Source organism: Brachybacterium netajii (SeqCode) (assembly GCF_054114245.1).
The window spans coordinates 1-11,913 of record NZ_JBSYXB010000014.1 but is presented as its reverse complement, the minus strand read 5'-3'; the positions used below and the strand labels follow the sequence as shown (position 1 = coordinate 11,913).

The window sequence follows — 11,913 nt, the reverse complement described above, 5'->3', positions numbered from 1 at the left end:
TCACGTGCGCATATCCGTCCCGTAACACCTCACCCCGCCTCGCTGCCCCGCCCCCTCGTGCCGGGCCCGACCTCCCCTCACCGGGCCGCCGCGCCTCGCCGCGTCATGCCTTCGGCGCCCTGCGATGCTCGCCGCGGCGCAGGATCGTTCGCAGCAGGTCCTCCGTCGTGCTCCACCGCAGGAACACCTGCTCCCAGGTCAGACGCGTGACGTGGAAGCCCCGCGATCGCAGATAGAGGTCCCTTTCCCGGTCCTCTGCGTAGCTGCGGGGGTCGTCATGATGGGCACGGCTGTCGCACTCGATCACCCAGCTCTTCCCCACCAGCAAATCCATCCGCCGCCGGACCCCGCCCGGGAACGGCACCTGTGCCCGGACGGCGACGCCGAGGCTCTCGAACCACCAGCGCACCGCGGTCTCTGTGCCCGACTCGGCGTCCGCGCGGATCCGCGAGAGCGCGCGGCGCGGGTCATGCGGGAGCCCCGCGACGATCCGCTGAGCCGCCGAGAGCGAGAGTTGCCCCCGGTGGACCGCGGACTCGAGGATCACCGCGGCCGTCACGGTCGGCAGGCAGCGACCTGCATGCTCGAGGACGAGCGACAGGTCGGGGACCGGATCCGCTCCCGGCCACGCCCGCAGCTGCGGGCTGTGGAGCACGATCGGCTGCGCACCGCCGAGGCGCTGGACCTTCCCGTCCCGGCGCCGGATCCGGTCGAGTCGCACGCCGCGCTTCTCCGGCGGCAGGACGAGCACGCGGGGCCGGAAGGCGTGGACCCCCTCGACCGGAGGGACGAACAGACCGTGCAGGGCCGCGCCGTCCGCGCAGGTCGGACGCATGCCCTGTCGGAGCACGGCGACCACGTCCGCCGGCGCCCCCTCCGCGATGTACCACGGCGGGACCCGCCGCATCGCCCCGGAACGCAGGGCCCGCCCGAGCTCGCCCTCGAGCTCAGGCCTCTCGGCAAGGGTCTGCGCCAGCTGGCTTCGATGGATGATGCCGGGGATCTGCATGCCCCTGATCCGACCACCCGGCCCGCGACACCACCACGCCGAGCCCTGGAATGTGGATGCGCGGGAGTGGGGAGGAGTGCCGAGAGGGGCGGGCGCAGGGGCGAGGCGCAGGGGGCAAGGCGCAGGGGCAGGGGCGGGCAACGCAGGGACGGGACGAATACGCGCAGGCGATCGCGATATGCGATCACCTGAGCGTATTCGTCCCGTCCTCCCCTGCCGACCGCGCCGCAGTCCGCCCGAGCCAAGCCCCAGCCCAGCCGAGCCCGCGCCCCGGGCCCCAGCCCCGCGCCCCGCTCAGAGGACCGGCTCGTCCAGCACGTGCGTGACGAGCTCGGCGACCTTGGAGCGCTCGGAGCGCTGCAGCGTGATGTGCGCGAACAGCTCGTTCTCCTTGAGGGCCTCGACGACGGAGGCGATGCCGTCATAGCGGCCGATGCGCAGGTTGTCGCGCTGGGCGATGTCGTGGGTGAGGACGACGCGGGAGTTCTGGCCGATGCGGGAGAGCATGGTCAGCAGCACGTTGCGCTCGAGGGACTGGGCCTCGTCGACGATCACGAAGGCGTCGTGGAGGGAGCGTCCGCGGATGTGGGTCAGCGGGAGCACTTCGAGCATGCCGCGCGAGAGGACTTCGTCGATGACGTTCTGGGAGACCATCGAGCCGAGCGTGTCGAAGACGGCCTGTCCCCAGGGCCCCATCTTCTCGCCCTGGTCGCCAGGCAGGTAGCCGAGCTCCTGGCCGCCGACCGCATAGAGCGGGCGGAACACCATGATCTTGCGCTGCGTGCGGCGCTCGAGGACGGCCTCGAGGCCCATGCAGAGGGCGAGGGCGCTCTTGCCGGTGCCGGCGCGGCCGCCGAGCGAGACGATCCCGATGGACTCGTCCATGAGGAGGTCGATCGCGACGCGCTGCTCGGCGGAGCGGCCGGAGACGCCGAAGACCGACTGGTCGCCGGGGACCAGCCGGACCTTCTTCTCCCGGGTGACCCGACCGAGGGCGGAGCCGCGGGCCGAGGTGATCGTGAGTCCCGTGTGCACCGGCAGGTGCACGACCCCGGGGATCTCGACGTCGTCGCCGTCGTAGAGGGCGGACATGGTGTCCTCGTCGGTCGCGGCGGTGACCATGCCGGTGTAGCCGCGGTCCCGTGCGAGCTCGGCCCGGTACTCCTCGGCGTGGATGCCGGAGGCCGACGCCTTGATCCGCATGGGCAGGTCCTTGGAGACCAGCACGACGTGCTTGCCCTCGAGCTGCAGGTTCTTGGCGACCGCGAGGATGCGCGTGTCGTTGTCGCCGAGGCGGAATCCGTCGGGCAGCGAGGCCACGTTCATGTGGTTCAGCTCGACCTGGATGTGGCCGCCGTCCTTGCCGATCGGCAGCGGCTGGGAGAGGTTCCCGTGCTGCTCGCGGAGGTCGTCGAGGATCCGCAGCGCCTGGCGGGCGAAGTAGCCGAGGTCCGGATGGTGGCGCTTGGCCTCGAGCTCGGTGACCACGACGATCGGGAGCACCACGTCATGCTCGGCGAAGCGCACGAGCGCGAGCGGGTCCGACAGCAGCACGGAGGTGTCCAGCACGTAGGTGAGGGTGCCGGTCTGCAGATCGGGCAGCGAGCCCTGCGCACCGCCGGGCCTCAGAGAGGGGACCACCGGCGTCGGTTCCGGGGCGGACACTCCGCCGTACACCGCGGTCTCCGTGCCATAGCCCGCGAGCGCGTCCCCGTCGACCGCCGTCCCGCCCGCTGCCGCGCCTCGCTCCGCGAGATCGTGCTCTGCGAGGTCGTGCTCCGCAGTCCTGATGTCGTCCATCGGTGCCTCCCGTCAGGTGGTGCTCACCGGGACGATAGACCGGACCCGGCGGGCCGTCGGGCGCTCCCCGCGGGGCACGGGGAGGACGTTCACCCGATCATCATCCGATGTTAGCCGGATCACATCCGCATCGGATGCAGCCATCCTGCCACCCCGCCGCACCGATCGCGCTGCCCCTTCCGTCCGCGAGACGCCGCTGCGATCCGACGCCGCTCAGCTCTCACCACCGGCCCGACACCACGCCGCGCTCACCACCGGCCCGACGCCGATCAGCGCTCGCCGCCGAGCCGACGACCGCGCCAGCCGGCCAGTCAGCCAGCCAGCCGACCAGTCAGCCAGCCAGCCGGCTCAGGCGCCGAAGCGCCGCTCGCGCTTGCAGAAGTCGCGGAGGGCGCGCAGCAGGTCGATGCGGCGGAAGCCGGGCCAGTAGGTCTCGCAGAACCAGTACTCCGAGTGCACCGACTGCCAGAGCAGGAAGCCGGAGAGGCGCTGCTCGCCGGAGGTCCGGATGATCAGGTCGGGGTCGGGCTGCCCGCGGGTGTAGAGGTGCTCGGCGATGGACTCGGTGCTGATCCGAGCGGCGATCCCCTCCGGGGAGAGGCCCTCGCGGCCGAGGTCGATCACGAGCTCGCGGACGGCGTCGACGATCTCCTCGCGGCCGCCGTACCCGATGGCGACGTTGACGGTCAGCGATGACGTCACCGTCGTGCCCTCGAGAGCCTGCTCGAGCACGCGCCGCCCCTCGGGGGGCAGGCTGTCGAGGCTCCCTGTGAGGCGGACGCAGTAGCCGGCCGCGGCGATCTGCTCGACGGCGGAGCCGATGATCCCGTAGAGGGCGGCGAGCTCCTCCTCGGACCGGCGCACGTTGTCGGTCGAGAGCAGCCAGACGGTGACCAGGGGGATCTCGAGGTCCTGGCACCAGGAGAGGAACTCGAGGATCTTCGCCGCGCCGACGCGGTGGCCCTCGGCGGTCGTCGCACCGGTGGACTTCGCCCAGCGCCGGTTGCCGTCGACGATGACGCCGAGGTGCTGCGGGAGATCGAGCTCCCCGAGCTCCTTCATCAGGCGCCTCTCGTAGACGCGGTAGAGGAGGCCGTCGTCGTCCATGGGCCTCCGTTCCGTGGGGTCGTGCGCGTGGGACCTGCGCGCAGAGGAGGTGCGCGTTGGAGTGCGACCCGCCCCGGACGCACCTCCGCCATTATCCAAGATGCACCGGCGTGCTCCCGCGCTCCGCCACGAATCGACACGGGATCGACACAGCAGCACCGTTCCCTGGTTACGGTTGCGTAGGTTACGCTTCCGGAATGAACACCGGCACCCTGCCCGAGGAGGCCCGCACGATGGAGGACCACGATCCCCTCCGCGCGGCCCAGCCCGGCGACGAGGACATCCCCACCGCGGCGTCCCATCCCTTCGCGCCGCGCACTCTCACGCGCGCGATGGCCCGACGCGCCGAGCAGCTCGGCCTGCAGCTGCCCAAGCCCCGCCTGCGCGGCACGCTGCATCTGATCACCTTCCCGTCCGCGATGATCGCCGGCCTCGCGCTGGTCGCCCTCGGCGACAGCCTGGCGACGCGGTTCGCGGCGGTCGTCTACGTCGTGACCGCGGGGCTCCTGTTCGGCATCTCGGCGACCTACCATCGCGGCACCTGGTCGCCCGAGCGCACGATGATGCTCAAGCGGTTCGACCACGCCAACATCTTCCTGATCATCGCCGGCACATACACTCCGCTCGCGGTCGCCCTGCTGACGCCCCGGCAGGCGCTGACCCTGCTGGCGATCGCCTGGGGCGGCGCCGCGATCGGCGTCTGCTTCCGCATCTTCTGGACCGGCGCTCCGCGCTGGCTGTACGTCCCGGCCTACGTCGCCCTCGGCTGGATCGCGGTCTTCTACATGCCGCAGTTCCTCGCGAGCGGCGGCTGGGCGGTGGTCTGGCTGCTGGTCGCCGGCGGTCTCGCCTACACCGCGGGCGCCGTCGTCTACGCCCTGAAGCGGCCGAACCCCTCGTTCGCCTGGTTCGGCTTCCACGAGATCTTCCACGCCTGCACGATCGCGGGCTTCGTCTGCCACTTCGTCGCCGTCGCGTTCGCGGTGATCTGATGCCTTCGCGGCGATCAGACGCGTACGCGACGGTCTGACGCGTACGCGACGGTCTGACGCGTCCGCGATCGGCGGACCGCGCCCCGACGAGAGACGGCCCGGACCGCGCTGAGCGCAGTCCGGGCCGTCCGTCGTCGTCCTCCCGCCGCGGACCCGGGATCCGCGTCCGCGGCGGGAGCCCTCGTCGCGTCAGCCGCGGGCGTCCTCGTCGCCGACGGCACCGGCATCGCCGTCCGCGTCGGCCGACGAGCCGCCGTCGACCGAACCGCCGTCGGCCGAACCGCCGTCGGCCGAGCCGATCGCGCCATCCGCGCTCACCGAGCCCTCCGACCCCACCGGCGACTCGGCGTCCGCCGCTGCGGCGCCCTCCGCCGCGGCCGCCTCGGCCTCCATCCGCGCGGTGACCTTCGCGTCGGCCTGGACGCGGCGCACGCGGCGGTTCATGTCCACGATGAGCAGGATGATCGCGGCGCCGACCAGGAAGACGAAGATGAAGCCGCCGACGCCCGGGGTCACGGTCGCCGAGGTCATGTCCGAGCCGTCGGACGGGGTGCCCTCCGCGAGGAGCGTGCCGATCACGCCGATGCCCGACGGGTTCATCGCTGCTCCTCGGTTCCGGGGCGCAGGCCCGCGAACAGGTCGTCCTCCGGGAGCCTCACCCCGATGCGCGAGATGTGCAGCTCGTAGTCCTCCGTGCCCCAGGCCTCCGTCTCCACGTCATGGGAGATGCGGAAGAACGGCCCCTCGGGGTCCACCTGCGTGGCGTGGGCGCGCAGCGCATCGTCCCTGACCTGCAGGTAGTCGCGGACATCGACACGGGTGGTCAGCAGACGGTCGCGGCCCTCGTCGTAATGCTGGAGCATCTGCTCGAGCTCCTCGTTGGGCGATCCCAGGGCGCGCTGATGGCGGGCGACCGCGGCGAAGCGCTGACGGTGGAAGCCGTTGATGTAGTAGATCTTCGCGACCTCCCAGGGCTCGCCGAGCTCGGGCGCGAAGCCCGGATCCGCAGCGAGCTCGAAGGCCGCCAGGGAGACCCGGTTGACCTGGATGTGGTCCGGGTGCGGGTAGCCGCCGTTCTCGTCGTACGTCGTCATGACGTGCGGTCGCAGACGGCGCACCGCCTCCACGAGCGGACGGGCCGCCTCCTCGACGGGCAGGGAGGCGAAGCATCCCTCCGGCAGCGGGGGCAGCGGATCGCCCTCGGGAAGGCCCGAGTCCACGAAGCCCAGCCACTCATGGTCGACGCCGAGGATCTCCCGCGCACGAGCCATCTCCTGCCGACGCACGGCCGGGAGGTTCCGCTCGAGCTCAGGGTCTCCCTTCAGCCGCGGGTTCAGCACGTCGCCGCGCTCCCCGCCGGTGCAGGTGATGACGGTGACCTGGGCGCCCTCGCGGACGTAGCGCGCGGTCGACCCGGCACCCTTCGAGGACTCGTCATCGGGATGCGCATGGACGGCCATCAGGCGCAGCGGCTCATCGGGTGCGGGCAGCAGGACGCTCACGACACTCCTCGGTCGGGGACGACGACGGACGGCGGGCGCCGGAGCACCACCGCTCGAGGGTACGCCACCTCGCCTGGACGGAGCCTGCCCCGCCCGCCCGCCGCCCCGCGCGCTCCCGATCCTGCGTCCAGGCGAGGATGGGACACTGCGGGCCATGTCCTCCCCCTCGTCCCCCTCGACGTCGCGGAACGCCGAGCGCTACGGCAGGCCTCTGGTCGCCCCGCGCACCGCCCGCGTGCTCCTCATCGCCGCCGCGGCCGTCTTCCTCGGCCTCGTCGCGTTCGTCGGCGTGAGGTTCGCCGACTCGCCGGTGAAGGCCGAGGTCATCTCCTACGATCACCTCGAGGACCACCTCATCGGCGTGACCTTCCAGGTCACGATGACCCCGGGCACGCCGGTGACCTGCTCCGTCCAGGCGCTCAACGCGGGCAGCGCGCAGGTCGGCTTCCTCGAGGTCGAGATCCCTGCGCAGACCGAGCGCCGCACCGCGCACCACGTCGAGATCGCCACCCAGGGCGACGCCGTGACCGCCGAGGTCATCGGCTGCGACGAAGGCTGACCCGGCGCACCCGGCGGCCCTGTCGCCGAGGGTCCGCCACCGCACGATCCGAGGACGAGAACAGTGATCCTCGTCCCAGGTGGACAGGTCCGGGCGGTGTAAGCTATTCCGAACACCCGGCACCTCGCCGGATTTCATCACCCGCACACGGGGCGCATGAGTGTCATGTGCCCCGTGATTCGCGTTGAGAGGGATGTTCTCCCTCCGGCGCCTTCCACGACGACAGGAGTGAACCCATGAGCAGCCAGCCGAATGGCGCCTGGCTCACCCAGGACGCATACGACCGTCTGGTCAAGGAGCTCGAGGAGCTCGAGGGCCCGCGCCGCACGGAGATCGCCGAGCGCATCGCCGCGGCCCGTGACGAGGGCGACCTCAAGGAGAACGGCGGCTACCATGCGGCCCGCGATGCGCAGGGCCTGAACGAGGCTCGCATCACCGATCTCAAGCACCTGCTGAAGACCGCCGTCGTCGGCGCGGCCCCGAAGGACGACGGCGTCGTCGAGCCCGGCATGGTCGTGACGATCTCGATGGCCGGCAAGGAGCGCACGTTCCTCCTGGGCAACCGCGAGATCGCCGAGGGCAATGACATCGAGGTCTACTCGACGGACTCCCCGCTCGGTGCCGCGATCCACGGCTCCTCGATCGGTCAGACGATCGACTACACGGCGCCCAACGGCAAGCAGCTGCCGATCTCCATCAAGGACGCGAAGCCCTACAAGCCCTGACCTCCAGGTGCTGCCGGGCTCCGGTCTGCCGGGCCCGAGCTGACGAGCCCCGAGCCCCGAGCCCGCAGGGTCCTGGGCTGACAGGCCCCGAGGCGGACGTCCCCGACCAGGGCGCTGTCCCGTCTCCCCCGCGTGACGAGAGCCCCGCACCGGCATCAGCCGGTGCGGGGCTCTCGTCGTGGAGCCGGGCCCGCGGCACTCCGTCAGCGAGGACGCGCGGCCGGGTCAGCGAGGACGCGCGGCCAGGTTCCGCTTGGTGGTGCGGGCGAGCTCCGCGAGATGCGCGGCCATCGTCCTGTCGGCCTCGAGCTCCGGGCTCGGGTCCCGGCCGACGACGTACAGCAGCGTCGCGTTGACGAAGGCGATCAGCGGGATCGCGAACAGCGCGCCGGGGATCCCGGCGACCATCGCGCCGCCGGCCACGCCCAGGAAGACCGCCAGCGGATGCAGCTCGACGGCCTTGCCCATGAGGAAGGGCTGCAGGACGTTGCCCTCGATCTGCTGCACGGCGATCACCACGGCGAGCATGATCAGCGCGAAGACCCATCCCTTGAGCACGAGCACGAGGAGCACCGCGATCGCTCCCGACAGGACCGCGCCGACCAGCGGGATGAAGGAGAACAGGAAGACGAGCAGCCAGATCGGGACCGCATAGGAGCCCATGCCCAGGCACACCATGCCGATGGCGATGCCGGTGGCGTCGACGCCCGCCACCAGGATCTGCGTGCGGACATAGGCCGCGAGCGCCTTCCAGCCGCGTCGGAACGCCTCGTGCGTCGTCATGCGGGAGGCCGGCGGGAGCAGGCCGACGAGCCAGCGCCAGATCGTCGGTCCGCCGGCGAGCAGGAAGAACAGGCTGAACAGGAAGATGATGATGCCCGTGCCGATGCTCGCGAGAGCGGCCGCCGTGCTCATCGCCGAGTTGATCAGCGCATCCGCATTGGCCTGGAGCTGCGCGAGGCCCTCGTCGATCGCGTCGTCCATCATCGGGGCGTCGATGCTGAACGTCTCCGTCACCCAGGTCAGCAGGGACTGGAAGCCGTCGACGGCCTTGCTCTGGATGTCGGCCCACTGGGCGATGAGCTGTCGGCCGGCGAGGGTGAACATGCCCGCGATCACGAGGATCAGGCCCAGCAGCGCGATCCCGCTCGCCGCGCCGCGTCCCAGGAAGGTGTAGCGGGTGAGGACCTGGACCAGCGGCGTCAGCAGCACGGTCACGAGGATCGCGAGGAGCACGGGGATCACGATCGAGGCGACCTGGGAGACGGCCCACAGCACGAGCGCCCCGCCGGCGACGATCACGATCAGTCGCCACGACCACGCGGCCAGACGGCGCACGCCGAGGGGGATCTCCTCCACCTCCTGGGGCTGCGGTATCGCGCGCGGTTGAGGTCGCAGCTTCGCCATCTGGGTTCCTTCTTCCGTCGCTCCGGGCGGTGACCCGCTCACTCTAGCGGCCGGGGGAAACCCCGCGGGGAGGCGCGGGGACGCACGGACATCCGGAACGTCCGGGACTCCCAGGAACCGACGAAGGTCGGATGCACCGCTAACCGGCTGGGTATGGGGAGGTCGCTCGCACCGCTCTAGCGTGGGCTCATGTCCAGCGCCGATCCCGCCTTCGCCCCGCCCTCCTCCGCGCACTTCCCCGCACCCGCACCGACGTCCGCGCCCGCACCGACGTCCGCGCCGTCCTCCGAGCCCCTCCCCTCCTCGGCCGCGGTCGACGAGGACGCCGCCCTGTCGATCCGCGGGCTGCGGAAGTCCTTCGGCGACGCCGAGGTCGTCCACGGCCTCTCGCTCGACGTGCCGCGGGGCTCCTTCTACGGCATCGTCGGCCCCAACGGCGCCGGCAAGACGACCACGCTGTCGATGGCGACCGGCATGTTGCGTCCGACCGACGGCACCTCGCATGTGCTTGGCGTCGACATGTGGCGGGAGCCCGAGCGCGCCAAGGCCCATCTCGGCGTCCTCGCCGACGGGCTGCGGACCTTCGACCGCCTCACCGGACGCGAGCTGCTGACCTACGTCGGCCTCATCCGCGGCATGGACGCCGCTGTCGTCGAGGAGCGCAGCCAGTCGCTGCTGGACGCCCTCGACCTCGCCGGGGAGGACGGCAAGCTCGTCGTCGACTACTCCGCCGGCATGACCAAGAAGATCCTGCTGGCCTGCGCCCTCGTGCATGCGCCGCGGGTCCTCGTGCTCGACGAGCCGCTCGAGGCCGTCGACCCGGTCTCCGCGCAGGTGATCCGTTCGATCCTCACCGCCTACGTCGGCGGCGGCGGCACCGTCGTGCTGTCCAGCCACGTGATGGAGCTCGTCGAGGGCCTGTGCTCGCACGTCGCCGTCATCGGGGAGGGGCGCCTGCTGGCCGCCGGCACCCTCGACGAGGTCCGCCAGGGCGGCAGCCTCGTGCAGCGGTTCATCGACCTCGTCGGCGGCGGCCGCGTCGCGGAGGGGAGCCTGTCGTGGCTGGAGTCCTGAGCAGCGAGCACACCGCGACCGCCGCGGCGAGCGCCGACGACGTCCGCCGCGGAGCCGTCTCCTCGCGCGAGCTCGCCCGCGGCCTGGTGCGCCTGAAGTGGACGCTGTGGAAGCGGTCCTATCGCAAGAACGTCGGGAAGATCGTCGGCACGAGCATCGGCGTGCTCTATGCGCTCGGCGGGCTCGTCGGCCTCTTCTTCGCCATGCTGACGGCGACCGTCTGGAGCGGCGAGGGCGAGGCCTTCCCGCTGATCGTGCGGGGGCTGGGGACCGTCGCGGTGCTGGCCTGGCTGCTGATCCCGCTGGTCGCCTTCGGGATGGACGACACCCTCGACGCCCGCGCCTTCGCGCCCTATCCGCGCAGCGCCCGGGAGCTGCAGCCGGGCATGTTCGCGGCCGCCGCGATCTCCCTGCCGTCGCTGCTGACGATGGTCGCCGTCGCGATCGCGACGGTCTTCGAGGTGATCTGGCTGCTGGTCTTCGGCAGCGGGATCCTGCCGGTCGTCCTCGCCCTGCTGGTGCTCCTGCCGGCGAACGCCGTCGGCGTCGGCCTGTGCCTGCTGCTGCCCCGCGCCGCCTTCGCGCATTCCGCGAGCCGGGCGAGCTCCCGCACCGGGCGCGAGCTCGGCGGCGTGATCGGCATGATCCTGTTCCTCGTGGTCGTCTACGGCTTCTCGCTGGGGATGCAGAAGATCACCGACATCGACGCCCAGGCGCTCCTGGGCTGGGTCCGCACCGCGATCGCCGTGCTGACCTGGACGCCCGTCGGCGCACCCTTCTCGATCCCGATGGACGTCGCCGAGGGGCATCTGCTGACGGCGCTCCTGCGGGCGCTGATCACCGCCGCGACCGTCGTGGTCGTGTGGCTGTGGTGGCGACGCTCGCTCGATACGTCGCTGACCTCGGCGCTCGTCGGCGATGCGTCGTCGGGCAGCACGAAGGTGACGGCGCTGGTCCCCCGCTTCGTCCCGTCGAACGCCGTCGGCGCCGTGATGGGCCGGTCCCTGCGCTACTGGCGCCGCGACACCCGCTATCTGGCCGCGATCGGCATCTACCCGGTCGTGATCGTGTTCTTCCTGGCGATGGGCCTGATGCTCCCGGAGTCCCGGCCGATGATGCTGGCGATGGTGATCGTGATGTGCGGGTTCATGGGCATCACCGTGTGCAACGAGATCGGCTTCGACGGGCCGTCCGGCTGGGTCAACATCACCGCGAGCCTGCCGGCGCGCGCGAACCTGCTGGGCCGCGTGGCGGCCATGGCCCTGCTGATGGTGCCGGTGACGGTGCTGTTCACGATCGTCGTGCCGATCGTCTACGGGGTGCCGGAGCTGATCCCGCTCACGGTGATGTGCGCCCTGGGGGTGCAGGTCACCGGCTGGGGCGCCTCCGTCGTGATCGGCACGCTGATGCCGTATCCGACCGCGCCCCCGGGCACGAACCCGATGAAGGACAAGTCCGCCTCGAGCTCGAACGCGATGCTCAACATGGGCCTGACGATGGCCGTGCTGGCGGTGCCGCAGCTGCCGGCCGCGGGGCTCGCGGTGTGGGGCGTGCTCTCCGGGAGCCTGCTGATCCAGCTGATCGCCGGGATCGTCTCGCTCCTCGTCGGCGCCGTCGTCTTCCTCGTCGGCCTGCGGATCGGGACGGTGCGCCTCGAGGCGCACTACCCGGACCTCTTCCAGAAGGTCCGCGCCTACCTCTGAACGATGCAGGAGCGCCCCGGGAACCACGGTCCCAG

General features: G+C 71.4%; 11 protein-coding genes. 5 read left to right on the top strand and 6 right to left on the bottom strand.

Annotated elements, in window-relative coordinates; genetic code table 11:
* Positions 1 to 103 precede the first annotated feature (103 nt).
* From ACXET9_RS15825 to ACXET9_RS15815, 3 genes are all read right to left on the bottom strand, one after another.
* The gene (locus tag ACXET9_RS15825; RefSeq protein ID WP_457887645.1) at positions 104 to 1,009 is read right to left on the bottom strand and encodes a hypothetical protein; all 906 of its coding nucleotides are present in this window, start codon (positions 1,007 to 1,009) and stop codon (positions 104 to 106) included.
* A gap of 294 nt (positions 1,010 to 1,303) precedes the next feature.
* Positions 1,304 to 2,809, bottom strand: coding sequence for a PhoH family protein (locus tag ACXET9_RS15820; RefSeq protein ID WP_457887644.1), 1,506 nt, complete (start codon positions 2,807 to 2,809; stop codon positions 1,304 to 1,306).
* Positions 2,810 to 3,157: 348 nt separating this feature from the next.
* Positions 3,158 to 3,916 carry an isoprenyl transferase gene (locus ACXET9_RS15815; RefSeq protein WP_457887643.1) on the bottom strand — a complete coding sequence of 253 codons (759 nt, stop codon included), beginning with the start codon at positions 3,914 to 3,916 and terminating at the stop codon, positions 3,158 to 3,160.
* A 197-nt stretch (positions 3,917 to 4,113) separates the two neighbouring features.
* Here ACXET9_RS15815 and trhA point away from each other — a divergent pair, with 197 nt between their 5' ends.
* Complete coding sequence (gene trhA / locus ACXET9_RS15810; protein WP_457887642.1) at positions 4,114 to 4,908, top strand: PAQR family membrane homeostasis protein TrhA; 795 nt, start codon at positions 4,114 to 4,116, stop codon at positions 4,906 to 4,908.
* Between the two features lie 189 nt (positions 4,909 to 5,097).
* Here trhA and ACXET9_RS15805 read toward each other — a convergent pair whose 3' ends face one another.
* Both ACXET9_RS15805 and mca read right to left on the bottom strand, forming a co-directional pair.
* The gene (locus ACXET9_RS15805; RefSeq protein WP_457887641.1) at positions 5,098 to 5,508 is read right to left on the bottom strand and encodes a hypothetical protein; all 411 of its coding nucleotides are present in this window, start codon (positions 5,506 to 5,508) and stop codon (positions 5,098 to 5,100) included.
* Positions 5,505 to 6,410 carry a mycothiol conjugate amidase Mca gene (gene mca, locus ACXET9_RS15800; RefSeq protein WP_457887640.1) on the bottom strand — a complete coding sequence of 302 codons (906 nt, stop codon included), beginning with the start codon at positions 6,408 to 6,410 and terminating at the stop codon, positions 5,505 to 5,507. Before mca ends, ACXET9_RS15805 begins: the two co-directional genes overlap by 4 nt.
* Positions 6,411 to 6,564: 154 nt before the next feature.
* Between mca and ACXET9_RS15795 the strand changes: the two genes are divergently transcribed.
* The gene (locus ACXET9_RS15795) at positions 6,565 to 6,969 is read left to right on the top strand and encodes a DUF4307 domain-containing protein (protein ID WP_457887639.1); all 405 of its coding nucleotides are present in this window, start codon (positions 6,565 to 6,567) and stop codon (positions 6,967 to 6,969) included.
* Positions 6,970 to 7,205: 236 nt separating this feature from the next.
* On the top strand, positions 7,206 to 7,694 hold the full coding sequence (gene greA / locus ACXET9_RS15790) for a transcription elongation factor GreA (RefSeq protein ID WP_457887638.1): 489 nt from the start codon (positions 7,206 to 7,208) through the stop codon (positions 7,692 to 7,694).
* A 225-nt stretch (positions 7,695 to 7,919) separates the two neighbouring features.
* Here greA and ACXET9_RS15785 read toward each other — a convergent pair whose 3' ends face one another.
* Entirely contained in the window at positions 7,920 to 9,101 is a 1,182-nt protein-coding gene (locus ACXET9_RS15785; RefSeq protein ID WP_457887637.1) for an AI-2E family transporter, read from the bottom strand.
* A gap of 189 nt (positions 9,102 to 9,290) precedes the next feature.
* Between ACXET9_RS15785 and ACXET9_RS15780 the strand changes: the two genes are divergently transcribed.
* Positions 9,291 to 10,175, top strand: coding sequence for an ABC transporter ATP-binding protein (locus ACXET9_RS15780; RefSeq protein ID WP_457887636.1), 885 nt, complete (start codon positions 9,291 to 9,293; stop codon positions 10,173 to 10,175).
* The gene (locus ACXET9_RS15775) at positions 10,160 to 11,878 is read left to right on the top strand and encodes a hypothetical protein (RefSeq protein WP_457887635.1); all 1,719 of its coding nucleotides are present in this window, start codon (positions 10,160 to 10,162) and stop codon (positions 11,876 to 11,878) included. Before ACXET9_RS15780 ends, ACXET9_RS15775 begins: the two co-directional genes overlap by 16 nt.
* Positions 11,879 to 11,913: the final 35 nt, after the last annotated feature.